General features: G+C 72.5%; 24 protein-coding genes and 2 tRNA genes. 15 read left to right on the forward strand and 11 right to left on the reverse strand.

Annotated features, from left to right (window positions below; genetic code table 11):
* The first annotated feature begins 86 nt into the window (after nt 1–86).
* The 6 genes from KJK29_RS23305 (at nt 87) to KJK29_RS23330 (ending at nt 7,878) form a co-directional block, all read left to right on the forward strand.
* Entirely contained in the window at nt 87–980 is an 894-nt protein-coding gene (locus KJK29_RS23305; RefSeq protein ID WP_215121076.1) for an FAD binding domain-containing protein, read from the forward strand.
* Nucleotides 977–2,974 (forward strand): 2Fe-2S iron-sulfur cluster-binding protein, encoded by a 1,998-nt coding sequence (locus tag KJK29_RS23310; RefSeq protein WP_215121077.1) that lies wholly within the window; start codon nt 977–979, stop codon nt 2,972–2,974. Before KJK29_RS23305 ends, KJK29_RS23310 begins: the two co-directional genes overlap by 4 nt.
* Nucleotides 2,971–5,280: a xanthine dehydrogenase family protein molybdopterin-binding subunit gene (locus KJK29_RS23315; RefSeq protein WP_215121078.1), complete on the forward strand. Its 2,310-nt coding sequence runs from the start codon at nt 2,971–2,973 to the stop codon at nt 5,278–5,280. Before KJK29_RS23310 ends, KJK29_RS23315 begins: the two co-directional genes overlap by 4 nt.
* A 266-nt stretch (nt 5,281–5,546) precedes the next feature.
* Nucleotides 5,547–6,740, forward strand: a complete 1,194-nt coding sequence (locus KJK29_RS23320; RefSeq protein WP_215121079.1) for an SUKH-4 family immunity protein — start codon at nt 5,547–5,549, stop codon at nt 6,738–6,740.
* Nucleotides 6,741–6,807: 67 nt separating this feature from the next.
* On the forward strand, nt 6,808–7,296 hold the full coding sequence (locus KJK29_RS23325; protein ID WP_215121080.1) for a DUF6083 domain-containing protein: 489 nt from the start codon (nt 6,808–6,810) through the stop codon (nt 7,294–7,296).
* Nucleotides 7,297–7,350: 54 nt separating this feature from the next.
* Nucleotides 7,351–7,878: a hypothetical protein gene (locus tag KJK29_RS23330; RefSeq protein ID WP_215121081.1), complete on the forward strand. Its 528-nt coding sequence runs from the start codon at nt 7,351–7,353 to the stop codon at nt 7,876–7,878.
* A gap of 73 nt (nt 7,879–7,951) precedes the next feature.
* Here KJK29_RS23330 and KJK29_RS23335 read toward each other — a convergent pair.
* Nucleotides 7,952–8,023, reverse strand: a tRNA-Cys gene (locus KJK29_RS23335).
* Between the two features lie 21 nt (nt 8,024–8,044).
* Nucleotides 8,045–8,142 (reverse strand) — tRNA-OTHER (locus KJK29_RS23340).
* Nucleotides 8,143–8,334: 192 nt separating this feature from the next.
* On the opposite strand from KJK29_RS23340, the gene KJK29_RS23345 reads away from it, so the two are divergent.
* The 6 genes from KJK29_RS23345 (at nt 8,335) to KJK29_RS23370 (ending at nt 14,331) form a co-directional block, all read left to right on the forward strand.
* Nucleotides 8,335–9,783 (forward strand): MFS transporter, encoded by a 1,449-nt coding sequence (locus tag KJK29_RS23345; RefSeq protein WP_215121082.1) that lies wholly within the window; start codon nt 8,335–8,337, stop codon nt 9,781–9,783.
* Nucleotides 9,784–9,874: 91 nt separating this feature from the next.
* The gene (locus KJK29_RS23350) at nt 9,875–10,075 is read left to right on the forward strand and encodes a hypothetical protein (protein WP_215121083.1); all 201 of its coding nucleotides are present in this window, start codon (nt 9,875–9,877) and stop codon (nt 10,073–10,075) included.
* Complete coding sequence (locus tag KJK29_RS23355) at nt 10,072–10,494, forward strand: type II toxin-antitoxin system death-on-curing family toxin (protein ID WP_215121084.1); 423 nt, start codon at nt 10,072–10,074, stop codon at nt 10,492–10,494. The genes KJK29_RS23350 and KJK29_RS23355 overlap by 4 nt, the downstream gene beginning before the upstream one ends.
* 138 nt (nt 10,495–10,632) lie before the next feature.
* Nucleotides 10,633–12,432 (forward strand): DEAD/DEAH box helicase, encoded by a 1,800-nt coding sequence (locus KJK29_RS23360; protein ID WP_215121085.1) that lies wholly within the window; start codon nt 10,633–10,635, stop codon nt 12,430–12,432.
* Nucleotides 12,433–12,735: 303 nt separating this feature from the next.
* Nucleotides 12,736–13,377 (forward strand): IclR family transcriptional regulator, encoded by a 642-nt coding sequence (locus KJK29_RS23365; protein ID WP_215121086.1) that lies wholly within the window; start codon nt 12,736–12,738, stop codon nt 13,375–13,377.
* A 162-nt stretch (nt 13,378–13,539) separates the two neighbouring features.
* Nucleotides 13,540–14,331, forward strand: coding sequence for a S16 family serine protease (locus tag KJK29_RS23370; protein WP_215121087.1), 792 nt, complete (start codon nt 13,540–13,542; stop codon nt 14,329–14,331).
* On the opposite strand, the gene KJK29_RS23375 is transcribed toward KJK29_RS23370, so the two are convergent.
* The 7 genes from KJK29_RS23375 to KJK29_RS23405 form a co-directional block, all read right to left on the reverse strand.
* On the reverse strand, nt 14,328–14,504 hold the full coding sequence (locus tag KJK29_RS23375) for a hypothetical protein (RefSeq protein ID WP_215121088.1): 177 nt from the start codon (nt 14,502–14,504) through the stop codon (nt 14,328–14,330). The genes KJK29_RS23370 and KJK29_RS23375 overlap by 4 nt on opposite strands.
* 14 nt (nt 14,505–14,518) lie before the next feature.
* On the reverse strand, nt 14,519–15,094 hold the full coding sequence (locus KJK29_RS23380) for an ArsR/SmtB family transcription factor (protein WP_215121089.1): 576 nt from the start codon (nt 15,092–15,094) through the stop codon (nt 14,519–14,521).
* Between the two features lie 63 nt (nt 15,095–15,157).
* Nucleotides 15,158–16,081, reverse strand: a complete 924-nt coding sequence (locus KJK29_RS23385) for a glycine betaine ABC transporter substrate-binding protein (protein WP_215124423.1) — start codon at nt 16,079–16,081, stop codon at nt 15,158–15,160.
* An 86-nt stretch (nt 16,082–16,167) separates the two neighbouring features.
* On the reverse strand, nt 16,168–16,989 hold the full coding sequence (locus KJK29_RS23390; protein WP_215121090.1) for an ABC transporter permease: 822 nt from the start codon (nt 16,987–16,989) through the stop codon (nt 16,168–16,170).
* Entirely contained in the window at nt 16,986–18,248 is a 1,263-nt protein-coding gene (locus KJK29_RS23395; RefSeq protein ID WP_215121091.1) for a betaine/proline/choline family ABC transporter ATP-binding protein, read from the reverse strand. Before KJK29_RS23395 ends, KJK29_RS23390 begins: the two co-directional genes overlap by 4 nt.
* Nucleotides 18,241–18,888: an ABC transporter permease gene (locus KJK29_RS23400; RefSeq protein WP_215121092.1), complete on the reverse strand. Its 648-nt coding sequence runs from the start codon at nt 18,886–18,888 to the stop codon at nt 18,241–18,243. The genes KJK29_RS23395 and KJK29_RS23400 overlap by 8 nt, the downstream gene beginning before the upstream one ends.
* 304 nt (nt 18,889–19,192) lie before the next feature.
* Entirely contained in the window at nt 19,193–19,663 is a 471-nt protein-coding gene (locus KJK29_RS23405) for an Lrp/AsnC family transcriptional regulator (RefSeq protein WP_215121093.1), read from the reverse strand.
* Nucleotides 19,664–19,786: 123 nt separating this feature from the next.
* Between KJK29_RS23405 and hppD the strand changes: the two genes are divergently transcribed.
* Complete coding sequence (hppD, locus tag KJK29_RS23410) at nt 19,787–20,932, forward strand: 4-hydroxyphenylpyruvate dioxygenase (protein ID WP_215121094.1); 1,146 nt, start codon at nt 19,787–19,789, stop codon at nt 20,930–20,932.
* Between the two features lie 55 nt (nt 20,933–20,987).
* Here the strand turns inward: hppD and KJK29_RS23415 are convergent, their stop codons facing one another.
* Complete coding sequence (locus KJK29_RS23415) at nt 20,988–22,448, reverse strand: tetratricopeptide repeat protein (RefSeq protein WP_215121095.1); 1,461 nt, start codon at nt 22,446–22,448, stop codon at nt 20,988–20,990.
* A gap of 92 nt (nt 22,449–22,540) precedes the next feature.
* Between KJK29_RS23415 and KJK29_RS23420 the strand changes: the two genes are divergently transcribed.
* The gene (locus KJK29_RS23420; RefSeq protein ID WP_215121096.1) at nt 22,541–23,956 is read left to right on the forward strand and encodes an FAD-binding oxidoreductase; all 1,416 of its coding nucleotides are present in this window, start codon (nt 22,541–22,543) and stop codon (nt 23,954–23,956) included.
* A gap of 11 nt (nt 23,957–23,967) precedes the next feature.
* Here the strand turns inward: KJK29_RS23420 and KJK29_RS23425 are convergent, their stop codons facing one another.
* The gene (locus KJK29_RS23425; RefSeq protein ID WP_215121097.1) at nt 23,968–24,378 is read right to left on the reverse strand and encodes an SsgA family sporulation/cell division regulator; all 411 of its coding nucleotides are present in this window, start codon (nt 24,376–24,378) and stop codon (nt 23,968–23,970) included.
* 231 nt (nt 24,379–24,609) lie between these two features.
* Here KJK29_RS23425 and KJK29_RS23430 point away from each other — a divergent pair, with 231 nt between their 5' ends.
* Complete coding sequence (locus KJK29_RS23430; protein WP_215121098.1) at nt 24,610–26,253, forward strand: RDD family protein; 1,644 nt, start codon at nt 24,610–24,612, stop codon at nt 26,251–26,253.
* The last annotated feature ends 54 nt before the right edge of the window (nt 26,254–26,307 follow it).

Consider the following 26,307-nt stretch of genomic DNA (forward strand, 5'->3'; position numbering starts at 1 on the left):
CCAGAGTTGCCACGTCCGCCCTGTCAGCACGTACCGTACGGCAGCACAGGTGGGACCAGGTGGGGCAGCGGGAAGGGGCAGCCGGTTTGACCACGCACGCACCGCAGGCGGCGCAGGCCGTCACGCTGCCCACAACACTGGACGAGGCCGTGGCGGCACTCACCGCCGTGCCCGCCGCCGTGCCCGTCGCGGGCGGCACCGACCTGATGGCCTCCGTCAACTCCGGGCAGCTCAGGCCCGCCGCGCTGGTGGGACTCGGCCGGATCAGCGAGATCCGCGGCTGGCAGTACCAGGACGGCCACGCGCTGCTCGGCGCCGGCCTCACCCACGCGCGCATGGGACGCCCCGACTTCGCGGCCCTGATCCCGGCGCTCGCCGCCGCCGCGCGCGCCGCGGGCCCGCCGCACATCCGCAACGCGGGCACCCTGGGCGGCAACATCGCCTCCGCCGCCCCCACCGGTGACGCGCTGCCGGTCCTGGCCGCCCTGGAGGCGACCCTGATCATCGCGGGCCCGGGCGGAGTCCGCCGCGAGATCCCGGTGTCGCACCTGCTGGCCGGGATGGACATGCTGCGCGCCGGCGAACTCATCGGCTACGTGCGCGTGCCGCTGCTGCACGCCCCCCAGGTCTTCCTGAAGGCGACCGGCCGTACCGGCCCCGGGCGCGCGGTGGCGTCCGTGGCCCTGGTCCTGGACCCCGCGCGCCGGGGGGTGCGCTGCGCGGTGGGCGCCATAGCGCCGATGGCGCTGCGGCCCCTGGAGGCCGAGGAGTGGGTCGGCCGGCTCATCGACTGGGACAACAACCGCGCGATCGTGCCGGAGGCGCTGAACGCCTTCGGCGAGTACGTCGCCGCGGCCTGCATCCCCGACGCGGCCCCGGCCGAGGACGGCTCCGTACCGCAGCTTCCGCCCGCCGTACTGCACCTGCGGCGCACCGTCGCCGCGCTGGCCCGACGAGCACTGGGGAGGGCGCTGTCGTGACCGACGACCAGCACGGACGGGGCACACCCCCGGGCGGCAGCCGCTGGGACCCGCTGCCCCAGGGCGAGTACGACGACGGCGCCACCGCCTTCGTCGAGCTCCCCGAGGGCGGCATCGACGCCCTGCTGGCCGCCGACAGCCCCCTCGCCGCGCCCGGCCACGGCTACGTACCGCCGCAGATAACGGTCGACCCCGCCACGACCGCCGGAACCGACCCGGCCGCCACCGCCGCGTGGCCCGTGCCCGGAGCGCCCGTCGACGGCGCCCAGTGGCACGACCCGCACGCGGCACACCAGCAGCAGGGCCACGAGCTCGCGGAGCAGCCCTACGGAGCCGACACGCCGTACGGCTCCGACGCGCCCTACGGCTCCGGTACGCCGTACGGATCCGACCCCGGGACGGGGCAGCACGGCGGGGACGACCGGTTCACGTACAACCCGGGAGCCACCGGGCAGTGGAACTTCGAGGAGGCCGCGGCGGCGGAGCCCGCGCCCGGCCATGACGTGACCGGGCAGTGGTCCATCCCCGTCGCCGGGGGCGACCTTCCGGACGAGTCGGGCGAGTTCACCACGTCCTCGCTGGTCGAGCAGTGGGGCGGCGGCAACCCGCCGGCCACGCTCCCGGGCGGCGCGCCCGCGCCGTGGGCGACACAGGCGCCGGGCGAGCCGTGGGGCCAGCAGGTCCCGCAGGACGCGCCGGGCCAGGAACAGGCCGGACCGGGCTACCCGCAGGACCACGAGCACGACCACGGCCACGGGCCGCGGGGACTCGCCGGAGCGCCCTCCGCGTACGCACCGGAGCAGCCGCCTGCCGGGCCCCTGCCGCAGGAGACGGACCCGAACGCGCCTCACCCCGGGGGGCTCGGTCATGCGCCGGAGCCGTCCGGCTTCGCCGACCACGGTGTCGATCACAGCGCCGATCACGCGGCCGAGTCGTCCGGCGTACCCGGCCACGCACCGGGACCGTCCGGCCCCGCCGGGCACCCGGACGAGTACCGCGCGCCCTCCGAGGCCTCCGAGCCGTACGAGGCACACGCCGCCGAACCCCCCGCGCCCCCGGAGGCCGTTCAGGACGCCTCACAGGCCGCTCCCGGGACCGGTGAGGCCGACGGGCCCGCCGAGGACGCCCCGGACGCCGCAGAGGGCGCTGACGGTCCCGCCGAGCCGGTCGCCGTGCCCCTCCCCGAGACGGCGGACGCGGACACGGACGCCGGACCGGAGGCCGCCGAGGGCGAGTCCCCGGACGCCCCGGCACCCGAGGACCCCTCCGGCACCCCGGACGACGAGGCCGGCGCACCCCAGGACGGACCCGCCCTCCCGCAGGAGGAACACCCCCTCGCCTCCTTCGTCCTGCGCGTCAACGGCACCGACCGCCCCGTCACCGACGCGTGGATCGGCGAGTCCCTGCTGTACGTGCTGCGGGAGCGGCTCGGACTGGCCGGTGCCAAGGACGGGTGCTCGCAGGGCGAGTGCGGGGCGTGCAACGTCCAGGTCGACGGGCGGCTCGTCGCGTCCTGCCTGGTCCCCGCCGTGACCGCCGCCGGCAGCGAGGTCCGCACCGTGGAGGGACTGGCCGAGGACGGGCAGCCCTCCGACGTACAGCGGGCCCTCGCGCGCTGCGGCGCCGTGCAGTGCGGCTTCTGCGTACCGGGCATGGCGATGACCGTGCACGACCTCCTGGAGGGCAACCCGGCGCCCACCGAGCTGGAGACCCGCCAGGCGCTCTGCGGCAACCTGTGCCGCTGCTCCGGCTACCGGGGCGTGGTCGACGCCGTGAAGGACGTCGTCGCCGAACGCGAGACACACGCCGGGCCCGCCGCGGGCGACAGTGACGAGGCCCGTATCCCGCGCCAGGCGGGCCCGGGTGCCGGCGGCGTCCACCCGTCGGCCTTCGGATCGCCCCCGGACGCGCACGGCCAGGACGGGCACGGCCCGGACCCGCATTCCCCTGACGCGCACGACCAGCCGTACGGCCAGGACGGAGGCCCCGCGTGAGCAACGAATCAGCCACCGCGCAGGCCTCCGAGGGCGTCCCCGCCCCCGAGCCGCTGCCGCACGGCCTCGGCGTGTCCCTTCCGGCCGCGGACGCCCGCGCCAAGACGGAGGGCACCTTCCCGTACGCCGCCGACCTGTGGGCCGAAGGGCTGCTGTGGGCGGCCGTGCTGCGCTCACCGCACCCGCACGCGCGCATCGTGTCGATCGACACCTCCCACGCGCGCGAGATGCCCGGCGTACGCGCGGTCGTCACCCACGAGGACATCCCCGGCAGCCCGTTCCACGGCCGCCGCACGGCCGACCGCCCGGTCTTCGCCTCCGAGGTCGTACGCCACCACGGCGAGCCCATCGCCGCCGTCGCCGCCGATCACCCGGACACCGCGCGCATGGCCGCCGCCGCCGTCATCGTCGAGTACGAGGCGCTCGACCCGGTGACCGACCCGGAGCAGGCCTTCGAGGCCGAGCCCCTGCACCCCGACGGCAACCTGATCCGGCACATCCCGCTGCACCACGGAGACCCGGACGCGGCCGGCGAGATCGTCGTCGAGGGCCTGTACCGCATCGGCCGCCAGGACCCCGCGCCCATCGGCGCCGAGGCGGGCCTCGCCGTACCGCGCCCGGACGGCGGTGTGGAGCTGTACCTCGCCTCCACCGACCCGCACGCCGACCGGGACGCGGCCGCCGCCGCCTTCGGCCTGGAGCCCGAGCGCGTCAAGGTCGTCGTCACCGGAGTCCCCGGCGCCACGGCCGACCGCGAGGACCAGGGCTTCCAGCTCCCGCTCGGCCTGCTGGCGCTGCGGACCGGCTGCCCGGTGAAGCTCACGGCCACGCGCGAGGAGTCCTTCCTCGGCCACGCCCACCGGCACCCCACCCTCCTGCGCTACCGCCACCACGCGGACGCCGAGGGCACGCTCGTGAAGGTCGAGGCGCAGATCCTGCTCGACGCGGGCGCCTACGCCGACAGCTCCGCCGAGGCCCTCGCCGCCGCGGTCGGCTTCGCCTGCGGCCCGTACGTCGTCCCGAACGCCTTCATCGAGGGCTGGGCCGTACGCACCAACAACCCCCCGTCCGGCCATGTACGCGGCGAAGGCGCCATGCAGGTCTGCGCCGCCTACGAGGCGCAGATGGACAAGATCGCCAAGAAGCTCGGCATCGACCCGGCCGAGGTGCGGCTGCGCAACGCCATGGCGACCGGCGACGTACTGCCGACCGGTCAGACGGTGACCTGCCCGGCCCCGGTCGCCGAACTGCTCCAGGCCGTACGGGACTTCCCGCTGCCGCCGCTGCCCAAGGACACCCCCGAGGACGAGTGGCTGCTGCCCGGCGGCCCCGAGGGCGCGGGCGAACCGGGCGCGGTGCGCCGGGGCGTGGGCTACGGCCTGGGCATGGTGCACATGCTGGGCGCGGAGGGCACGGACGAGGTCTCCACGGCGACCGTCAAGGTCCAGGACGGGGTCGCGACGGTGCTGTGCGCGGCCGTCGAGACCGGCCAGGGCTTCACGACCCTGGCCCGGCAGATCGTCCAGGAGACGCTCGGCGTCGACGAGGTGCACGTGGCGCCGGTCGACACCGACCAGCCCACGGCGGGCGCGGCCTGCCACGGCCGGCACACCTGGGTGTCGGGCGGTGCGGTGGAGCGCGCGGCCAAGATGGTCCGCACGCAGCTCCTCCAGCCGCTCGCCCACAAGTTCGGCATGTCCACGGAACTGCTCCAGATCAACGACGGCAAGATCACGTCGTACGACGGAGTCCTCTCGACGACCGTCACCGAGGCGCTGGACGGCAAGGAACTCTGGGCCACCGCCCAGTGCCGCCCGCACCCCACCGAGCCCCTGAACGAGGCCGGGCAGGGCGACGCCTTCGTGGGCATGTCCTTCTGCGCGATCCGCGCGGTGGTGGACGTCGACATCGAGATCGGTTCCGTACGGGTCGTGGAACTCGCGGTCGCCCAGGACGTCGGGCGGATCCTGAACCCGGCCCAGCTGGCCGCCCGCATCGAGGCGGGAGTCACGCAGGGCGTGGGCATCGCCCTGACCGAGAACCTGCGCACCCCACGCGGCCTGATCCGCCACCCGGACCTGACCGGCTACGCCCTCCCGACGGCCCTCGACGCGCCGGACATCCGCATCGTCAAGCTGGTCGAGGAACGGGACGTCATCGCCCCCTTCGGCGCGAAGGCGGTCAGCGCGGTGCCGGTCGTGACGTCCCCGGCGGCCGTCGCATCCGCCGTACGGGCCGCCACGGGCCGCCCCGTGAACCGCCTGCCGATCCGCCCGCAGGCCGCGGTGGTCACGGAACGCTCCTGACGTCCCTGCCGGACGGGTCCTCCTCGTGGAGGCGATTCCGGCGGGAACGGAACGCGCGAGGGATGTCTGAGCGTCTGGTGAGGTGGACGCGCGGCCGCTGGCCGTGAATTCTCTGGACGTGAAGTCGCTGGGCGGGTCGCTGTTCCGGGGCGTTGTCAGTGGTGGGGCGTAGTGTTCTGGGCAGTGGGGGACGGCTGCCGGCGCATGGCCGGGCGGTCTGCCGTGCTCCGCCTGGGGACGCTGAGCAAGCACATGCGGGGGAGCCCATGAGTACGACCGACGCCGGTTCCGCGGTGATCACCCTGACCGAGTCCGAGCTGGACCCGTGGGTGACGCACGCGTCGACGCGGCACTGGCTGACCGGCCCCGGACTGCCCGGCGAGAACGGCGTGCTGAGCTTCGCGGAGCTGAGCCGGGAGGGCCTGCGCACGGTCGCGGACTCGACGGGCGACCCGGAGGACCGGCTGTCGGCGGAGCTGCGCGAGCAGCTGGTGATAGGCGGATTGCTCGGCCCCGGGGGCCTGGAGACGGAGTCGGTCCTGCTGGACGGCGCGACGGGCGAGATCTCGACGACGTCCTTCCTGCACGACCGCCCCGACCTGATGGACCGCCGCCCCCTGGCCCCCTCGCTGCGCACCCTGGTCCGCTTCGCCGAGGCGACCGACGAACTGGCGGGCCTGCGCGGCCAGTTCGCCTCCTACGCCGGCCGCTACGGCCCGAAGGCGGTGGCCCAGGCGTCCCAGCACCTCCTCGCGGTCTTCCGGGACGGCACGGACGGCGAGCCGGCCCCCTTCTGGAAGATGGCGGCCCTCATCCGCCCCCTCTCCCTGGTCGCGGGCCGCGGCGGCGCCTCCGGCCTCTCCCTCGACCTCCCGCACCGCCTGCTGGACCAGGAGTTCGGCCCCGGCAAGACGGCCCGCTTCGAGGACGTCGACTTCCCCTCGACCCTCACCCACGAACCGACCCGCCGCTTCCTCCGCGAGGTGGGCCTGCCCGAGGACGCCCATGTCTTCTCCCTGGACACGGACGTCCCCCTGGCGACACTCGCCGAGTACTACGCCGACTGCGACGTCCCGACGCAACTCCCCGCGCACGCCCACCGACTGATCCGGCTCGGCCACCTCATCGAGGACAACAGCCTCGTCGTCGACGGCGAGACGGGCGCGGTCCTCAACTGGAGCGAACCCGACGCGACCCTGCACCCCCTCAACACCGACGTCTCCACCCTCGCCTTCACCCTCTGGCTCCTCCACCGCGAACGCGCCATCGACTCCCAGTCGGACCACGAGCTGACGACCGACACGTACGACCAGCTGGCCATGACGATGCTCCAGGTCCTGTCGGCGGTCGACCCCACGGGGGTCATGGCGGGCAGATCGGGTCGCCACTACTGGACGGAGGCGTTCCAGGACGAGGCGGGTGGGGTGTTGCAGGGGGCGGGATCATGGGCCGGAGAGTGATGGTCCAGCCCCCTTGCGCCCTGATTGCGCCCTACCCTGGTCCTGAACACCCCCCGATGCTCGATTCATGGGGGACTCATCCGAGCCGAGCATCATCCCGTTACCCGACCCCGACGGACACCGGCAGGCGCCGCCGGGCGTGCCGCAGCCGTGGGAGAAGACCGACCGGGCCCAGGCCGCGATGGAAGGCGCCACCGGGCCCGAGCCGCCCGCCCCGCCCGTCTGCCCCAACTGCGGGCTCGTCGGTGATCGACGTGTCACCTACTACGGCTGGCACGTCCTCCTCGAACCGGACATGCCGGTCCCGGCACACATGGTGCCCGCCTGGCACCGCTGGTACGTCGATTCCAACGGAACGGCCTGGAACAGCCGCGCGGACGAGCCCCCACCCGGCGCCGTGTGCCGCGTACCGCACCGGATCGCCTGTCCCGGTCTGAGACTTGAGGAGATCGGCCTCTGGCGGTGGCTGGACGCCGTACGCGCGGAGAACGCGCGCCGGGCCTGGAGGAAGGCCGACGAGGAAGCCGCCCGGGAGCGGCTTCCGGATGCCGGTTGATGCTGTGGAGCGTCGATGACAAACTCCGCTCCACCCTGACTGGAGGTCGTCTGAGTGTTTCCCGCACGGGTACTGGCCGGCGCTCCGTTGGCTCTGGTGATTCTCGCCGTGTCCGGCTGCTCGTCCTCCTGGGGCTGCACCGACACGACTGCGGAGCGCGGTGAGGCCGGTGTCAGGGTGCGGGTCGAGGACACGTACGGGAAGCCGATCGGTGTCACCGCCGTAGTCGTCGACTGGCGCCTTGAGCCCCACCCACAGGTGCCCTCCGATGGTGGCCAGGTCCACTTCCGCTACCGGTTCGACGGCGCCGACGAGTTGTTCGACCCTGTGGTGGACGCCTGCGCGGTCGACAAGAAGCGTGTGGCGTTGGGGTGTCAGGCGGTCTATTCGTCCGAGGCGTCCGGGCCGGACGGTGACCTCACGGGCGACGCCTGGCTCGCCGTCGAGCACCCTGAGCAGGTTGCCGGCGTGCTGATGATCCCCAATGACCAGTCCTACTACGGACAGACCTGCGAACAGGACATCAAGGACGGTGGCGGACGGCATCCGCCGGAACCAGCTGTCATGGGAGACCAGCTGTAAACCCCGGACAGCCTGCGCCGCAGGTGCTGGTAGTCGCAGTCCTTGTCTCCGCGCAGCCTGGTCAGGGCGCTTGAGGCCGTGGCGGGATTCGAACCCACGTAACTCGCTTTGCAGGCGAGCCCCTGAACCACTCGGGCACACGGCCGTGATCAAGTCCGAACTTCGGCCGCCGTGGCGGGATTCGAACCCGCGTAACTCCCCGCGAGCGGAGCTCGCTAGTGGATGCAGCGCAGGCGAGCCCCTGAACCACTCGGGCACACGGCCGTGTTCCAACTCGATGTCCTGACAGTAGGTCGGTGGGAAAGCCGTGCTCAAGGGGATCGGGTGGGTCGCAATGCGACTGCCATACGGTGTTCACAGAGCGGGGATCCGGCCAGGGGTGTACGACCAAGGTCGGGGGCGATCACCATCTCGGGACAGGGGGCAACCGGGCGGGTGGAATTTACGCTGGCGGGCATGACCGTCCCCAAGCCGAGTGAGTCAGAAGTCGTAGACGCCGCCGACGAACCCTCGTTCGCCGAGACGCGGGAGTCCGTGCTGGGGCGGGACTATCGGGCCTTGAGCGTCGGGATCGTTTCCGTTGTGCTGCTCATCGCCTTCGAGGCGACGGCCGTGGGGACGGCGATGCCGGTCGCGGCGCGGGAGCTGGACGGGGTGGCGCTGTACGCGTTCGCGTTCTCCGGGTACTTCACGACGAGTCTGTTCGGGATGGTGCTCGCGGGGCAGTGGTCCGATCGGCGGGGGCCGCTCGGGCCGTTGGCCGTGGGGATCTCCTCCTTCGGGGTCGGGCTGCTGCTGTCGGGGACGGCCGGGGTGATGTGGCTGTTCATCCTGGGGCGGGCCGTGCAGGGGCTCGGCGGTGGGCTGGTGATCGTCGCGCTGTACGTCGTCGTCGGACGGGCCTATCCGGAGCGGCTGCGGCCGGCGATCATGGCGGCGTTCGCGGCGAGCTGGGTCGTACCGTCGATCGTCGGTCCGCTCGCCGCCGGCACGGTGACGGAACAGCTGGGCTGGCGCTGGGTGTTCGTCGGGATCCCGATGCTCGTCGTCTTCCCGCTGGCGCTCGCGCTGCCGCAGATACGGCGCCGGGCCGCCGGTCCGGTCGGGGAGGCGGGCCCGACGTCCTTCGACCGACGGCGTATCCGTCTCGCCCTGGCCATCTCCCTCGGCGCGGGGCTGCTCCAGTACGCCGCCCAGGACTTGCGTCTCCTCTCGCTCCTGCCGGGCGCCGCGGGCGTGGCCCTGCTGGTGCCCGCCGTGCTCGGGCTGTTGCCCAGGGGGACCTACCGGGCCGCCCGCGGGCTGCCGTCGGTCGTGCTGCTGCGCGGTGTCGCCGCGGGGTCCTTCATCGCCGCCGAGTCCTTCGTGCCGCTGATGCTGGTGACCCAGCGCGGGCTCAGTCCGACCCTGGCCGGGTTCTCGCTCGCCGCGGGCGGCGGGACGTGGGCGCTGGGCTCATGGGTGCAGTCGCGGTCGCGGTTCGAGGCCTACCGGGAGCGGTTGACGACCGTCGGGATGCTGCTGGTGGCGGCGGCCATCGCCACGGCGCCCAGTGTGCTGATCGACTCCGTGCCCGTCTGGACCGTCGCCGTCGCCTGGGCCTTCGGCTGCCTCGGCATGGGGCTCGTCATCTCCTCCACGAGCGTGCTCCTGCTCAAGCTCTCCGCCCCGGCGGAAGCCGGCTCCAACTCCGCCGCCCTGCAGATCTCCGACGGCCTCTCCAACGTCGTCCTGCTCTCCGCCGGTGGTGCCGCCTTCGCCGCGTTGGGTGGCGGCACGCTGAGCCATACGGCCGCGCACACCTCCTACGGTTCTCATCCGGCCGCCTTCGCCGCCGTGTTCCTGCCGATGGCGGGCGTGGCCTTGGTGGGGGCCTGGGTGACGACGCGGCTGCGGGAGCGGTGAGGACCCCTTCGCGTGTCGGCTGTCGGGGCCGGGGCGGGCCGAGGCGTAATGCGTTCGCCGGTTCCCGGGTGCGCTCCCTATCGTCATCGGCATGAGCGACCTCACCATCCCCCTCCCGCCGCACGTCCGGCAGGAGCTCGACGACCTCGCGGACGCCACCGGCCGTCTCCCCGAGGACATCGCGCTGGACGCCGTACTGCACCAGCTCGCGCGGGAGTCGTCGCCGGTGCGGGTCGCGGCGGAGTCGCTCGCCGGCGCGCACGCCGACCTGCTGCGGAGGCTCGGCGAATGACCAGCCAGAGCAGCCAGAACAGGCAGGCCGGGCAGACCCGGCATCTCACCGTCGCGGAGGTCATGGCGATCGCCCGTATCGCCTTCGGCGGGCCGGGCGAGGGGCCCGCCCCCGAGGTCCGGGAGAGCGGGCTGTTCGTGTCCGCCGTGCACCGCCCGCGCGCCCGGATGTTCGGCACGGCGGCCTACGAAGACCTCTACGAGCAGGCGGCCGCGCTGCTGCACGCCATCGCCGCGAACCATCCCCTGGTCGACGGGAACAAGCGCACGGCCTGGCTGGCCGCCGCCACGTTCCTCGGTGTCAACGGCGTCGACCTCACCGGCTGCGACCAGGACGCCGCGTACGACCTGGTCATCGATGTGGCCTCCGGGGACGAGAGCGACATCTCCGTCATCGCGGGGCGGTTGAGGGGGCTGTGACGTGGGTCCCACCCTTGGGTGGTCCGGGCTTGTCCGCGCGTTGACGGGCCCGGGCCGCCGGTAGGGTGGCCCGGTTGTCATACGTAGCCGAGCCGTTTGGCTCGCTCGGACGAGCCGCCCGACCCCCTTACGGAGACCGTGACTACCACCGCCGGCACCAGCACTGCCTCGCACCACCTCTCCCCGGCGTTCCCCGGCCGCGCCCCCTGGGGTACCGCCAGCAAGCTGCGCGCCTGGCAGGAGGGCGCGATGGAGAAGTACATCCAGGAGCAGCCGCGGGACTTCCTCGCGGTCGCCACCCCCGGCGCCGGCAAGACGACCTTCGCGCTGACGCTGGCGTCCTGGATGCTGCACCACCACGTCGTCCAGCAGGTCACCGTCGTCGCGCCCACCGAGCACCTCAAGAAGCAGTGGGCGGAGGCGGCCGCGCGGATCGGCATCAAGCTGGACCCCGAGTACAGCGCGGGGCCGCTCGGCAAGGAGTACCACGGGGTCGCCGTGACGTACGCCGGTGTCGGTGTGCGGCCCATGCTGCACCGCAACCGGGTCGAGCAGCGCAAGACCCTCGTCATCCTCGACGAGATCCACCATGCCGGTGACAGCAAGTCGTGGGGCGAGGCCTGTCTGGAGGCCTTCGAGCCCGCCACCCGACGGCTCGCCCTGACCGGTACGCCCTTCCGGTCGGACACCAACCCCATCCCCTTCGTGACGTACGAGGAGGGCAACGACGGGATCCGGCGGTCCGCCGCCGACTACACCTACGGCTACGGCAACGCCCTCGCCGACAACGTCGTGCGGCCCGTCATCTTCCTCTCCTACAGCGGCAACATGCGCTGGCGCACCAAGGCCGGTGACGAGATCGCGGCGCGGCTGGGCGAGCCGATGACCAAGGACGCCATCAGCCAGGCCTGGCGTACCGCCCTCGATCCGCGCGGCGAGTGGATGCCCTCCGTGCTGCGCGCCGCCGACCAGCGGCTGACCGAGGTGCGCAAGGCCATCCCGGACGCGGGCGCGCTCGTCATCGCCGCGGACCAGGACTCCGCGCGCGCCTACGCCAAGCTGATCCGTGAGATCACCGGCAGCAAGGCCACGGTCGTGCTCTCCGACGACACCGGGGCCTCGAAGAACATCGACGACTTCAGCGCGAGCACCGATCGGTGGATGGTCGCGGTGCGGATGGTGTCCGAGGGTGTCGACGTGCCGCGGCTCGCGGTCGGCGTGTACGCCACCACCATCTCGACGCCCCTCTTCTTCGCCCAGGCCGTCGGCCGTTTCGTACGGTCCCGGCGGCGCGGCGAGACGGCGTCCGTGTTCCTGCCGACCGTGCCCGACCTGCTCTCCTTCGCCAACGAGATGGAGCGCGAGCGCGACCACGTCCTCGACAAGCCCAAGAAGCAGGGCGAGGAGGACCCCTACGCCGAGTCCGAGAAGGAGATGGACGAGGCGAACAGGGAGCAGGACGAGGACACCGGCGAGCAGGAGCAGTTCTCCTTCGAGGCGCTGGAGTCCGAGGCCGTCTTCGACCGGGTCATGTACAACGGCGCCGAGTTCGGCATGCAGGCCCACCCGGGCAGCGAGGAGGAGCAGGACTACCTCGGGATCCCGGGGCTGCTCGAGCCCGACCAGGTCCAGCTGCTGCTCCAGAAGCGGCAGGCCCGGCAGATCGCGCACAGCCGCAAGAAGCCGGACGAGGAGGCCGACCTGCTCGAAATGCCCGCCGAGCGGCGGCCGGTGGTCTCCCACAAGGAGATGATGGAGCTGCGGCGGCAGCTCAACGGGCTGGTCGGCGCGTACGTCCACCAGAGCGGCAAGCCGCACGGGGTCATCCACACCGAGCTGCGGCGCGTGTGCGGGGGGCCTCCGGCGGCTGAGGCGACGGCGGGGCAGTTGCGGCAGCGGATCGCCAAGGTGCAGGAGTGGGCGACCCGGATGAAGTGACGCCGGGTGGGGCCCCTCCCGTGGGGGCCCGCGTTGTACGTACTCGGGCAAACGGAGTCAGGTGCCCCTGGAACGTGCCCGGATTCTGGACGGAGCCTTCCGCTCAGCGAACCCGCCCCGCTACTGTCCGGCTACGCACACGCCCCGTGGCAGCGCCGCCGCGGAGCGCAGCCGTGAAGCGACGCGGTCCGGACTGGCCGGGCCGCCGGCCGATCGGCGGCCTCTGAAGCGCGTCGCCGACGGGACTCGGTGACGCACCAGCCGCCAGAGGGCCGCCGACCTCACCACTAAGGAGTGGGCGTCGTGACCGCGGAGACCTCTCAGACGCTCGACCGGGGACTGCGTGTCCTCAAGCTGCTCGCCGACACGGATCACGGGCTGACCGTGACCGAGCTCTCCGTCCGGCTGGGCGTGAACCGGACCGTGGTGTACCGGTTGCTCGCCACTCTGGAACAGCATGCCCTCATACGTCGTGACCTGGGCGGACGTGCCCGCGTCGGGCTCGGTGTGCTGGGGCTGGGGCGGCAGGTCCATCCGCTGGTGCGGGAGGCCGCGATGCCGGCGCTGCGGTCGCTGGCCGAGGACATCGGCGCCACGGCCCACCTGACCCTGGTCGACGGGGCGGACGCGCTCGCCGTCGCCGTGGTGGAGCCGACCTGGACGGACTACCACGTCGCCTACCGGGCCGGATTCCGGCACGCCCTGGACCGGGGCGCGGCCGGCAAGGCGATCCTCGCGGCCCGGCAGCGCCCGACGGCGGACCCCGGCTACACCCTCACGCACGGCGAGCTGGAGGCCGGCGCCTGCGGGGCGGCGGCGCCGCTGCTGGGCGTGACGGGCGTCGAGGGCAGTGTGGGTGTGGTGATGCTGGCGGACGTGGTGCCGGAGCGGGTGGGGGAGCGGGTCGTCGAGGCGGCCCGGGAGGTCGCGGAGGCATTGCGCTGACCACCGGCCCGTCCCCGGCCCGTCCTCGGCCCGTCCTCGGCCCGTCCTCGGCCCGTCCCCGGCCCCTCCCCGGCCCGCCCCGGGCAGGGTCCGGGCGGGGTCCGGGCAGGGTCCGGGTGACCTGATCCGGGCCGGATCGCACCCCCGCGTTAGATTGATCCCGTGTTCTCTCGCCTCACGCGCCCCCGGGCCCTCGCCGTCTGTGCCCTGCCCGTCGCCGCCCTGCTCGCCACGGCGGTGTTCGCGCCGCTGCCGTTCTCGGTGGCGCAGCCGGGGATGACGGCGAACGTGCTCGGGGAGAACAAGGGCGCCGAGGTGATCACCATCTCCGGCGCACCGGCCCGGGACACCCGCGGGCAACTGCGCATGACGACCATCGAGGCGACCTCCCCGGACACCCGCGTCTCGCTCCCCGACGTCATCGACGGCTGGTTCCGCACCGACCAGGCGGTCATGCCGCGCGACGCCGTCTATCCGAACGGGGACAGCGTCAAGGAGATCGAGCAGCACAACGAGGAGCAGATGAAGGAGTCCCAGGACGCGGCGACACAGGCCGCGCTGGGCTACCTCGGCCTCAACGCCAAGGACGTCGAGGTGAGCCTGAAGCTCGCCGACGTGGGCGGGCCCAGCGCGGGGCTGCTGTTCTCCCTCGGGATCATCGACAAGCTCGACGGCGACGGCAGCGACGGGGATCTCACGGGCGGCCGTGTCATCGCCGGTACGGGCACGATCGCCGAGGACGGGACGATCGGGGCGGTGGGGGGCGTCGCCCTCAAGACGCAGGCCGCGAAGCGTGACGGCGCGACCGTCTTCCTCGTCCCGAAGGCGGAGTGCGGGGATGCCCGTGCCGAGCTGCCGAAGGGCCTGCGGCTGATTCCGGTGACCACGCTGAAGAGCACGGTGAATTCGCTGGTGGCCCTGGAGACGGGGAAGGGGTCCGTACCCAGCTGCTAGTGGGCTGCCGCCGGCCGGGTGGCGAGCCGTAACCCGACCTCTACGAGGGTCCAGCCGAGACGGGCCCGGAGGCGGTGGGCCTGCCGGGTTCTGAGGGGCCTCGGGGCCCCGGCCTCGGCGCGGAGTTCGGCGGCGCGGGTGTGGTGCAGGGCGAGGTGGATGTCGGGGTTCATCGGGTAGTGGCCTTTCACCGCGTCGTCTGGCTGGGGAAGACGTGCGTGTGGACGCGCACCGTTTCCGCGTCCGGGGTGCCCTCGGGCAGGGGCTGATAGCTCTGGACCAGGTCGTGCATCTTGCCGATCAGCTCACGGGCGAGTTCAGGGGTGAGGCGCAGGCTGAAGTCGCTGAGATCGGTCGCGCCGTCCCACTCCTCGCCCCATTCGCTCGTGTTGCCGAGGTAGGTCGCGACCTCCCGCGTATGCACGTTCGCCAGCTCGTAGCGGAACAGGGCGACGGCTCCGCGTACGGCGGGGTCCGGGTCCTTGATCAGGGTCTCGTCGAGTTGGACGCCCCGGTCCACCGACTTCCACCAGCGCTCCCGTCCCTTGCCGCGCTCCGGGTCGTCCGCGACGAATCCGTGCGCCGCGAGCTGTCGCAGGTGGTAGCTGGTCGCGCCGCTCGACTCGCCCAATTTCCCCGCGAGTTGGGAGGCGGTAGCGGGTCCGCCGTGCCGCAGCGCGACCAGCAGCTGCATCCGCAGGGGATGAGCCAGGCCACGGAGGGAGCGGGCGTCGAGCAGCCGGGGAGCCGGTTTTTCAGACATGCGTGCAAAGATAGCGTTGCAAAGCCTTCTTTGCAACGGAATCTTTGTAAGCCCTCGGGCACGTCACCCCTCCCTGACAAACCCCTCCTCCACCATCCAGTCCAACGCCACCTGGTGCGGATCCTCCCCGTCCACATCCACCTTCGCGTTCAGCCTCCGCGCCACCGCGTTGTCCAGCTTCGCCGTGACCGGATCAAGCACCTCCGCGATCGCCGGCCACTCCTTCAACGTCTTGGTGTTGATCATCGGAGCGGCGTTGTAGTTGGGGAAGAACTTCTTGTCGTCGTCCATCACGGCGAGGTTCATCGAGTTGATGCGCCCGTCGGTGGTGTACACCTCCCCGTACGTGCAACTCCCCTTCGCCGCCTGGGTGTAGATGATCCCCGTGTCCATCTGCGTGATGTCCTGGGCCGGTACGTCCATGCCGTACGCCTTCTGCATGCCCGGCAGCCCGTCCGCCCGGTTGGCGAACTCGACCTCCACGCACATCGACACCGCCGAGGGGTCGGACTTCGCCAGCTTCGCCACGTCCGACAGGGTCTTCGTGCCGTACTTCTTCGCGTTCTCCTGGTTCATCGCCAGGGCGTACGTGTTGTTGAGCTCCGCGGGCTGAAGCCAGGTCACCCCGTTGCGGGCGTCGTCCTTCCGTACCGCTTCCCACTGCTCGCGCGGGTCGGGGATCGGCTTGCTGTTGCCGAGGTACGTGATCCAGGCCGTGCCCGTGTACTCGTACCCGGCGTCCGCGTCGCCCTTGCGGACGGCCTCGCGGCTGCCGATGGAGCCCTGGATGCCGGTGCGGTCGATCACCTCCGCACCGGCCGCCTCGAACGCGATGCCCATGATCGAGCCGAGGATCAGCTGCTCGGTGAACGACTTCGACGTCACCGTGAGCTGCGCCCCCTTCAGCGGCTCACCCCGCCCGATCGACCCCGGCTTCACGTCGTCGGTCATGGGGGATCCGCTGGTCAGCCCACAGCCGGAGGCCATCACCAGCAGCCCCACCACCAGCAGCTCCACCGCCGGCAGAGCTCGGACGCCCCGCAACCGCACCCCCACCCACCCGCACCGCCCCCTCACGACTGCAACCCCCGCGGCCGCAGCAGCAACTCCGCGATCGACGCCAGCCAGTCCACCAGCAGCGCCAGCGCCACCGTGAGGATCGACCCCAGCACCAGCACCGGCATCCGCTGGTTGGTGATCCCGGTCGTGATCAGCACGCCGAGGCCGCCGCCCCCGCCGAAGACCGCCAGGGTCGCCGTACCGACGTTCAGGACCAGGGCCGTACGCACACCCGCGAGGATCAGCGGGACGGCCAGCGGGAGTTCGACCCGGCGCAGCGCGCCCAGCGGGGACATGCCGATGCCGCGTGCCGCCTCCAGCAGGGTCGGGTCGTTCGCCTTCAGGCCGGTGATCGTGTTCGACAGCACGGGCAGGATGGCGTAGATGATCATGCCGATCAGGGCGGCCCGGCGGCCGATGCCCAGCCAGATGACGAGGAGTGCCAGCAGGCCGATCGCCGGGGTCGCCTGGCCCATGTTGGCGAACGCCATCGCCACCGGCGTGGCCCTGCTGAACGCCTTGCGGGTCAGCAGGATGCCCAGCGGGATCGCGATGATCAGCACGAAGAACGTGGAGATCACGGTCAGCTGGATGTGCTGCCACAGCGCCTTGGAGACCTGGCCGCCCGACAGGGCGTTCCGGGTGAGCGCGTCCAGGTCGGCCTGCTGGAACCAGAGATAGGTGGCGAGCAGCACGGCCACCAGGGCGGTGGGCAGGAGGGTCAGCTTCTGCCAGCTGATGCGCGGGGGCCGGGGCGCCCGCGGTGGCCGGGGCGCCTCGGGCTTCTCCTCGGCCGGCGGCCCGGACGGGACGTCCCGCACCTCGGGCGCGGTCACGCCTTCCGCTCCACGCCGAGGGCCGCGCCCGTGACGCTCCCGCCGCCCTCCTGCTCCGCGTGTGTCTGCGAGGCCCGCAGCGACTCCAGCTCGTGCTGGTGCTCCAGCGCGTCGAGCCGGTCGGCCTCCAGCAGTTCGTGCACGGAGTTGATGAGGGTCTCCATGTCGACGACGCCCGTGTACTCGCCGCGCCGCCCGGTCACCGCCACCCGCCCCGCGTTGTCGGTGAGCACCGCCTCCAGCGCGTCCCGCAGGGTGGCGTCCCGGGTGACCGTGTCGTGCACCAGCGTCCCGGCCCGGGCCAGCGAGCCCCGGGCCCGCATCAGGTCGCCGCGCCTGAGCCACTTGTAGGGGCGGCCGCGCCGGTCGAGCAGCAGGACCTCGTTGGTGCCGCCGGTCCGCAGCCGGTTGAAGATCTGCTGCAACGGGTCGTCGATGGTGACGGTCGGATAGTCGGTGACCTCCACGTCCCGTACGCGGGTCAGGTTCAGCCGCTTCAGCGCCGCCCCGGCGCCCACGAACCCGGAGACGAAGTCGTCCGCCGGGTTCGTGAGGATGGCCTCCGGGGTGTCGAACTGCGCGATGTGGGACCGCTCGCGCAGCACGGCGATCCGGTCGCCGATCTTGATGGCCTCGTCGAAGTCGTGGGTGACGAAGACGATCGTCTTGTGCAGCTCGTGCTGCAGCCGGATCAGCTCGTCCTGGAGATGGTCGCGGGTGATCGGGTCCACCGCCCCGAACGGCTCGTCCATCAGCAGCACCGGGGGATCGGCGGCCAGCGCCCGCGCCACGCCCACGCGCTGCTGCTGACCGCCCGAGAGCTGACGCGGATAGCGGCCGTGGAACTCGCCCGGGTCGAGGCCCACCAGGTCGAGGAGCTCCTCGACCCGCTCCTTGATCCGGTTCTTCGGCCAGCCGACCATCTTCGGCACGAGGGCGATGTTCTGCGCGACCGTCATGTGCGGGAAGAGACCGGCCGACTGGATCGCGTAGCCGACCTTGCGGCGCAGCTTGACCGGGTCCATGTCGGTGACGTCCTCACCGCCGATGCGGATCCGGCCGCCGGTCGGCTCGATCAGCCTGTTGATCATCTTGAGCGTGGTCGACTTACCGCAGCCCGAGGGGCCGACGAAGACGACGACCTCGCCCGCCTTGATCTCCATGCTCACGTTGTCCACGGCCGGCTGCGCGCTGCCGGGGAACCGCTTGGTGAGGCTCTCCAGCTCGATGGCGGCCCCGTGGTCACCGGACTCAGGCACGGATCCCCCTGGGAATGGTCAGCCGTCCGATCAGGACGTACGCGGCGTCGAACAGCAGCGCGAGGACGATGATGCCGAGCGTGCCCGCGAGGACCTGGTTGAGCGCGTTCGCGCTGCCCAGTGAGGCGAGGCCCCGGAAGATGACGTTGCCGAGGCCGGGTCCCGAGGCGTACGCCGCGATGGCCGCGATGCCCATCAGCATCTGGGTGGAGACCCGGATCCCGGTCAGGATCGGCGGCCAGGCCAGCGGCAGCTCGATCCGCAGCAGCCGGGCCGACCGGGACATCCCGATGCCCGTGGCCGCGTCCACCAGCGACGGGTCCACCCCGCGCAGTCCGACGATCGCGTTGCGCACGACCGGCAGCAGCCCGTACAGCGTCAGGGCGATCACCGTGGGCGGCACGCCGAGCCCCACGATCGGGATCAGCAGACCGATCAGGGCCAGCGCCGGGACGGTCAGGATGGTCGCGGTGGTCGTGGTCGCGAGGTTCCCGGCCCACTCGCTGCTGTAGCTGACGACACCGATCAGCACCCCGATCAGGGTCGCCACGACCATGCACTGGAAGACGACGCTCGCGTGCTGGTAGGCGTCCGTGAGCAGTTGCTCCTTCCGGGTGCCCAGATACTCCAGGAAGTTCACCTGGAACCTCCCGGACCCCTGCGACGCAATGCAGGAAACGAGATTTCACCCAAACAGCGAAATACCGCGCACCCGACCGGGTTAGGTGCGGAGCGTGCGTTGCGAGAGCCAAGCGCGCACACGGTGCTCGGCGAGAACCAAGCCGGCACAGCACCTCCTTTGCTTGCAGTACCGAACCGGGCAGGTTCCGTCCCGGCTGGTGTTGAGGGAGCAAGACCCTCCCGGTCGCTGACAGGGAGGGCTTCCTGAGCCAGGAATCCCTCTGTTTCAGTTGAGGGAGGGTTCAAACGTGCTCACCCCACGCTCAGGTCTCCTCCGCTGCCTGCTCCACCAGCGGGATGAACCGCAGCGGAACGGGGTTCTCCATGACGATCGCCGTGGAGGCCCGGACGATGCCATCAAAACCGACGACCCGGTCGATCACACGCTGGAGATCGGCGTTCGAGCGGGCCACGAGGCGGCAGAGCATGTCCCCGCTGCCGGTGGTGGTGTGCAGCTCCAGCACCTCCGGCACGCTCGCCAAGTGGGCCCGTACGTCGGCCCCTTGGCCCTGCCGGATCTGGAGCGTCGCGAACGCCGTGACCGGGTAGCCGAGGGCCGCCGGATCCACCTCCGGACCAAAGCCGCGGATGACTCCGTTCGACTGAAGCCGGTCCAGGCGGGCCTGCGCCGTGCCCCGGGCCACGCCCAGCCGCCGGGACATCTCCAGCACCCCGATCCGGGGCTCCCGGGCCAGCAGCAGGATGATCCGGCCGTCCAGATGATCGATCGCCACAGCAGCCTCCCGAGGTGGTCATCCTGTACAGAAAGGCCGATGCGACGGCCGTATCGCTAAGCAGATTGCCCAGCAGAGACGCAAACTATTGCGCACCTTGCCGAGCGGGGAGACCCTGCGGCTATGACGCAGACCACACACCACACTCCCGACACCGCCCGGCAGGCCGACCCCTTCCCGGTCAAGGGAATGGACGCGGTCGTCTTCGCCGTGGGCAACGCCAAGCAGGCGGCGCACTACTACTCCACCGCCTTCGGCATGAAGCTGGTCGCCTACTCCGGACCGGAGAACGGCAACCGCGAGACCGCTGCGTACGTCCTGGAGAACGGCTCCGCCCGCTTCGTCCTCACCTCGGTCATCAAGCCCACGAGCGACTGGGGCCACTTCCTCGCCAAACACGTGGCCGAGCACGGCGACGGCGTCGTCGACCTCGCCATCGAGGTGCCGGACGCGCGCGCCGCGTACGCCTACGCGCTCGAACACGGCGCCCGCTCGGTCGCCGAGCCGTACGAGCAGAAGGACGAGCACGGCACCGTCGTCCTGGCCGCCATCGCCACCTACGGCGAGACCCGCCACACCCTCGTCGAGCGCTCCGGCTACGACGGCCCCTACCTGCCCGGCTATGTCGCGGCCCAGCCGATGGTCGAACCGCCCGCCCAGCGCACCTTCCAGGCGATCGACCACTGCGTCGGCAATGTCGAGCTCGGCCGCATGAACGAGTGGGTCGGCTTCTACAACAAGGTGATGGGCTTCACGAACATGAAGGAGTTCGTGGGCGACGACATCGCCACCGAGTACAGCGCGCTGATGTCGAAGGTCGTCGCCGACGGCACGCTCAAGGTCAAGTTCCCGATCAACGAGCCGGCCATCGCCAAGAAGAAGTCCCAGATCGACGAGTATCTGGAGTTCTACGGCGGCGCGGGCGTGCAGCACATCGCGCTCAACACCAACGACATCGTGCAGACGGTCCGCACCATGCGCGCGGCCGGCGTCGAGTTCCTGAACACGCCCGACTCCTACTACGACACCCTGGGGGAGTGGGTCGGCGAGACCCGCGTCCCGATCGACACCCTGCGCGAGCTGAAGATCCTCGCCGACCGCGACGAGGACGGCTACCTGCTGCAGATCTTCACCAAGCCGGTCCAGGACCGTCCGACCGTCTTCTTCGAGATCATCGAACGCCACGGCTCGATGGGCTTCGGCAAGGGCAACTTCAAGGCCCTCTTCGAGGCGATCGAACGCGAACAGGCCCGCCGCGGCAACCTGTAGCCCGATCGCCCCCTCAAGACGGTGCGGGTGTCACGGGGCACCCGCACCCTCTCCCTCATGCCCCTTCCGGCTCCGGGCCCATCACCGGCACCTCCGTGTCCGGCGGATCCCCCAGGGACTCCAGCGCCTCGCGCGCCTCGGGCACCCGCAGCGGTGAGAAGTGCGGGTTGATCCGCAGGGCCTCCGTGAGGTGGCGTCGGGCGGACCCGTACCGCTCCAGCTCACGCTCGATCATGCCGCGGTGGTACATGTACGCCGCGCTGCGCACCCCGCCCGAGTGCTTCTCCTCCGTCGCCCGCAGAGCGAACACCAGCGCCTCCTCGTGCTCCCCGGCCCGGTGCAGCGCCCAGCCCAGGGCGTCGGCGACGGCCGTCCCCGGCTGCCGTTCCCACTCCGCTCGCAGCCGTCGTACCGCGGCCTCCGGATCGCCGTGGTCCGCCTCGAACTGCCCGAGCACCAGCTCCTCGTCGGCCCCGGCGGCGGTCGCCCCGCGCACGCCCTCCCGCAGCAGGTCGTACTGCACCCGGGCCGCCTCCGCCAGCCCCAGCGACTCGTACAACTCGCCCAGCTCCAGGGCGTACTGCGGACACGGCTGCTTGGCGAGCGCCACCCGGTAGGCGTTCAGCGCCTCCGTCGTCCGGCCGAGGGCCGCCAGCGCCCGGCCCTGCCCGGCCTGCGCGGCCCGCTGGTCCGGGTCGAGACGCACCGCCTTCCGGAAGTGCCGCAGCGCGTCGTCGAGGTCCCCGCGCTCCCAGGCGAGCTGCCCGGCCCGCTCCAGATAGGCCGCCCGCTCGGCCGGGGCCCGCGCGCCCGCCGCCGCGTCCGCCAGCGAGGCCGCCGCGTCCTCCCGCCGGCCGCGGTCCCGGTAGACGGCGGCGGCCCGCGCCAGCACGGCGGGCCCGGAGCGCAGCTCCGTCAGCCGGTCCAGCATCCGCTGGGCCGCCTGGTGCTCGCCGAGGCCGGTGTAGGCGTCGATGAGCGGCGGATACGTCGTCCAGCGCCGCGGCTGGAGCCTCAGCGCCGCCTCACCCCAGCGTCGGGCGGCGGCGAAGTCCCGGCGGGCGTTGGCCAGCGCGGCGAGACCGCCCAGGGCACGGGGGTTCCGCTCCGGCCGCACCTTCAGCGAGGTGCGCAGCGCCTTGTCGGCCCGCGGGTAGTAGGCCGGGTCCGCCAGCCGGCGCCCCTGCTCGACGTAGGCGGCACCGAGCACCGCCCAGGACCGCGCGTCCCTCGGGTGGGTCCGCAGCCGCTTCTCCCGCTCGTCGATCAGCTCCGCGAGGCCCGGCAGCGCGGCCGGCACCCCGCCGGAGACCGCCGCCATGGCCTGCGCCCCCGGCGACGGAGGGGCCGGCGGGGCGGGCCGGTCCCACGGCAGCAGCACCAGCACCCCGCCGAGCACGGCACACCCCGAGACGGAGGCGATGAGCACATGCCGACTCCGCACACGCCGGCTGCGAAAGGGGCCTTTCGAACTCCTGCTCTCCTGTCGCTCCGGGACCTCCCGCTGGTTCTCCATGGCGCTCACTGTGCGTCAGTACGACGACCACACCCGAGCAGGCGAAGGGTGCCGCAGACGGGGTTCACACCGATGGCCCCGGGTGCGAACCTGTGATCATGAGCCGTATCGAAGCGCGCAGCCCCGAGGACACCGAGACGACCGGCGACCTGGTCGGCCTCCTGCTCGACGGCCTCCCCGCCGAGGCGGTCCTCACCGACTCCGACGTCACGGCCGCCTACGCCAACGACATGGCGAGCTTCTGCCCGGCCGGCACCCCGGCCGTGGTCGTGCTGCCCCGCACGGTCGAGCAGGTCCAGCACGTGATGCGCACCGCCACCGCCCTGCGCGTCCCGGTCGTCCCGCAGGGCGCCCGCACCGGACTGTCGGGAGCCGCCAACGCCTCCGACGGCTGCGTCGTGCTCTCCCTGACGAAGATGGACCGGATCCTGGAGATCAACCCGGTCGACCGCATCGCCGTCGTGGAGCCGGGCGTGATCAACGCCGCCCTGTCCCGGGCCGTCGGCGAACACGGCCTGTACTACCCGCCGGACCCCTCCAGCTGGGAGATGTGCACCATCGGCGGCAACATCGGCACCGCCTCGGGCGGCCTGTGCTGCGTCAAGTACGGCGTGACCGCCGAGTACGTCCTCGGACTGGACGTCGTGCTCGCCGACGGGCGGCTCATGTCCACCGGCCGCCGCACCGCCAAGGGCGTCGCCGGCTACGACCTCACCCGGCTGTTCGTCGGCTCCGAGGGCTCCCTCGGCATCGTCGTCCGGGCCGTCCTCGGGCTGCGCCCCAAGCCGCCCGAGCAGCTGGTGCTGGCCGCCGAGTTCTCCTCCGCTGCCGCCGCCTGCGACGCCGTGTGCCGGATCATGGAGGGCGGCCACGTCCCGTCACTCCTCGAACTCATGGACCGTACGACGGTCAAGGCCGTCAACGACCTGGCGCAGATGGGCCTCCCCGAGAGCACCGAGGCGCTGCTCCTCGCCGCCTTCGACACCACCGCCCCGGCCGCCGACCTCGCCGCCGTCGGCGCGCTCTGCGAGGCCGCCGGCGCCACCGAGGTCGTACCGGCCGACGACGCGGCCGAGTCCGAACTGCTGCTCCAGGCGCGGCGGCTGTCGCTCACCGCGCTGGAGGCCGTCAAGGGCGTGACGATGATCGACGACGTGTGCGTGCCCCGCTCCCGGCTCGCCGAGATGCTCGAAGGGGTCGACCGGATCGCCGAGAAGTACCGGCTCACCATCGGGGTCGTCGCCCATGCGGGGGACGGCAACACCCACCCGACCGTGTGTTTCGACGCGGCCGACCCGGACGAGTCCCGGCGCGCCCGCGAGTCCTTCGACGAGATCATGGCCCTCGGCCTGGAGCTCGGCGGCACCATCACCGGCGAGCACGGCGTCGGCGTCCTGAAGAAGGAGTGGCTGGCGCGCGAGATCGGCCCCGTCGGGCTGGAGATGCAGCGGGCCGTCAAGCAGGCCTTCGACCCGCTGGGCATCCTCAACCCGGGCAAGCTGTTCTGACCCGCCCGCCCTCACTGGGCGAGCAGCTGGTCCAGTTCGTCGTCGAGACCGAGCTGTTCGCGCTCCGACCCCGGCGGGACCACGCGCAGCGTGCGCTCCAGCCAGGCCGACACCGGGGCCGCCGGTGCCTCCAGCAGGGCGTCCCCGTCGGGTGAGCTCAACGCCATGAGGACGACACCGCGCCCGCCGGCCCGGGTCGGCCAGACCCGCACGTCCCCCTGCCCGCAGGGCCGGAACACGCCCTCCACCAGCAGATCCCGGGCGAACGTCCAGTGCACGGGGTGCTCGGAGGAGACGTGGAAGGTGACGTGGACGGCGTACGGGTCGTCGGAGCGGTATCCGAGCAGGGCCGGTACCGGGATCGAGCGCTCCGGCGACAGGACGAGCTTCAGCTCCAGTTCGCGTTCCACCACGGTGCGCATGGCGGTGTCCCTTCTCCTGTTGGTGGCCCCGAGGGCCGGTCACCAGGAGAGAGCGGGCGGGGGCGGGAGCATTACGCGGGTTCCGGAAGTTTTTTCGCGCGGTGCTCCCGGGGCGTAGCACATCGGTGCTCGGATGGGGTGGGTCCGGTGGGAGCGGCCGTGGGGCTTGCCCTCGTCTGATAGATGTGGAGGCCCCCAGTTGACCCCCGAGCAGATACGGGACCGACGGACATGAGCGCCCCTACCCCGGCCCCCGGTGACGACAGGCCCCGAGAAGGGTTCTACCCGGACCCGTCCATTCCCGGATATGTCCGGTACTGGAACGGTGCCTCCTGGGTGCCGGGCACCAGCCGTCCGGCGCCCAAGGAGGGCGAGACGCTCGCGCCGCCGCCCGGTGCGGGGTCCGGCTCCGCCGCCTCGGTCGAGGAGACCGGCCCGCACTTCTTCGACGAGGACCCGGCCGAGGGCCCCGTCCAGGAGCCGTCCGCCGCCGACGCCCAGCACGGCAGCCGTCCCGAACCCGCCACCGCCTGGGGCGCCGACCGCTCCCGCCAGTCCGGCTTCGGCGGCGACCAGGACCGCCGCGTCTCCTGGGGCGCCCCGCAGGGCGCCCAAGGGGCCGCCGCCGCACAGGGATCCGACCCGAGGGTGCCGCACGCCGACCCCGGGCCGCAGGCCGACCAAGGGCCCGACGGCGCGTCCGGCGCTCAGGAGGCGGACGCCGCGTCCGCGGGCGGGGGCACCTTCGTCTTCCGCCGCCCGACGGCGAAGTCCCAGGGAGGCGCGGCGGCAGCCGCCGAAGCCCCCGACGAGGGCACGATGACGTTCCGCGCGGTCTCACCGCGCCAGGGCACGGGAAGCCAGGCGGCCGGTTCCGGCGCGCCCGGCGGACCGGCGGCCTCCGGCGGCAACGCGGGAGCCGGCGGCTTCGGGGCAGCGGGCAGCGGCTCGGCGGGCCCCGCCTTCGGCGGTCAGCCCGGCACGGCCGGGCCCGGTGGCAACCCGTCCGGACCCGCCTTCGGCGCGCAGCCCGGAGCGGCGGGGGCCGGGGCGGCGGGGCCCGGGGCCAACCCCGCGGGGCCCGGCTTCGGCGCGGGCAAGGCGGCCGCCGCCCGGGCCGCCGCAGCGCAGGCCGGTGCGGGGGCGGTCGGCGCCCAGGCCTCCGCGGCCGCCCCGACGGCGCTGTCCGGACCGCAGGCTTCCCCCACCGTCCCCCCGCAGTCCGGCGGACCCCAGCCGGGAGGGACTCCCCTCAGCGCGGGCCCCGGCGGCGGTCAGTCGTCCTGGGCGCAGCAGGTGCACCGGCTCGCCGGCACCGGCGACGAGCAGCCCGTCGCGCCCTGGAAGCCGCCGACCGAGGACGTGTTCCAGGCCGCCGCCCGGCGCCAGGCCGCGGCCCGCCCCGCCGGGCTCGGAAAGCGCCTGGCCGCCCGGCTGCTGGACACGGTCGTCCTCCTGGGCGTCAGCGCCGCGGCCGCAGTGCCGCTCGGCACCATGGCGATCGACCATGTCAACGAGAAGATCGACGCGGCCAAGCTCTCCGGCGAGACCGTCACGGTCTGGCTGCTCGACGGCACCACGTCGGTCTACCTCGGCATCGTCCTGGCCGTCCTGCTGCTCGTGGGCGTCGTCTCCGAGGTGCTGCCCACCGCCAAGTGGGGCCGCACCCTCGGCAAGAAGCTGATGGGTCTCGAGGTGCGGGACATCGAGGGCCACGAGGCCCCGGACTTCGGCTCCGCCCTGCGCCGCTGGCTGGTCTACAGCGTGCCCGGGCTGCTCGTCGTCGGGATCGTCGGCGTCGCCTGGTGCCTCTTCGACAAGCCGTGGCGCCAGTGCTGGCACGACAAGGCCGCCCACACGTTCGTCGCGGGCTGAGAGGCGGCACTCCCGCCCCCGTACCCCGTCCGGCGGTCTGCCGGATGCGGAGGC

Source organism: Streptomyces koelreuteriae, assembly GCF_018604545.1.
In the GTDB taxonomy this organism is placed as follows: domain Bacteria; phylum Actinomycetota; class Actinomycetes; order Streptomycetales; family Streptomycetaceae; genus Streptomyces; species Streptomyces koelreuteriae.

Bases quoted from the DNA above. Each gene is read 5' to 3' on its own strand.
- KJK29_RS23320 (WP_215121079.1), top strand. From the start codon at position 5,547: ATGAGTACGACCGACGCCGGTTCCGCGGTGATCACCCTGACCGAGTCC.
- KJK29_RS23325 (WP_215121080.1), top strand. From the start codon at position 6,808: ATGGGGGACTCATCCGAGCCGAGCATCATCCCGTTACCCGACCCCGAC.
- KJK29_RS23345 (WP_215121082.1), top strand. From the start codon at position 8,335: ATGACCGTCCCCAAGCCGAGTGAGTCAGAAGTCGTAGACGCCGCCGAC.
- KJK29_RS23350 (WP_215121083.1), top strand. From the start codon at position 9,875: ATGAGCGACCTCACCATCCCCCTCCCGCCGCACGTCCGGCAGGAGCTC.
- KJK29_RS23355 (WP_215121084.1), top strand. From the start codon at position 10,072: ATGACCAGCCAGAGCAGCCAGAACAGGCAGGCCGGGCAGACCCGGCAT.
- KJK29_RS23375 (WP_215121088.1), bottom strand. From the start codon at position 14,504: ATGAACCCCGACATCCACCTCGCCCTGCACCACACCCGCGCCGCCGAA.
- KJK29_RS23380 (WP_215121089.1), bottom strand. From the start codon at position 15,094: ATGTCTGAAAAACCGGCTCCCCGGCTGCTCGACGCCCGCTCCCTCCGT.
- KJK29_RS23385 (WP_215124423.1), bottom strand. From the start codon at position 16,081: ATGGCCTCCGGCTGTGGGCTGACCAGCGGATCCCCCATGACCGACGAC.
- hppD (WP_215121094.1), top strand. From the start codon at position 19,787: ATGACGCAGACCACACACCACACTCCCGACACCGCCCGGCAGGCCGAC.
- KJK29_RS23415 (WP_215121095.1), bottom strand. From the start codon at position 22,448: ATGGAGAACCAGCGGGAGGTCCCGGAGCGACAGGAGAGCAGGAGTTCG.
- KJK29_RS23425 (WP_215121097.1), bottom strand. From the start codon at position 24,378: ATGCGCACCGTGGTGGAACGCGAACTGGAGCTGAAGCTCGTCCTGTCG.
- KJK29_RS23430 (WP_215121098.1), top strand. From the start codon at position 24,610: ATGAGCGCCCCTACCCCGGCCCCCGGTGACGACAGGCCCCGAGAAGGG.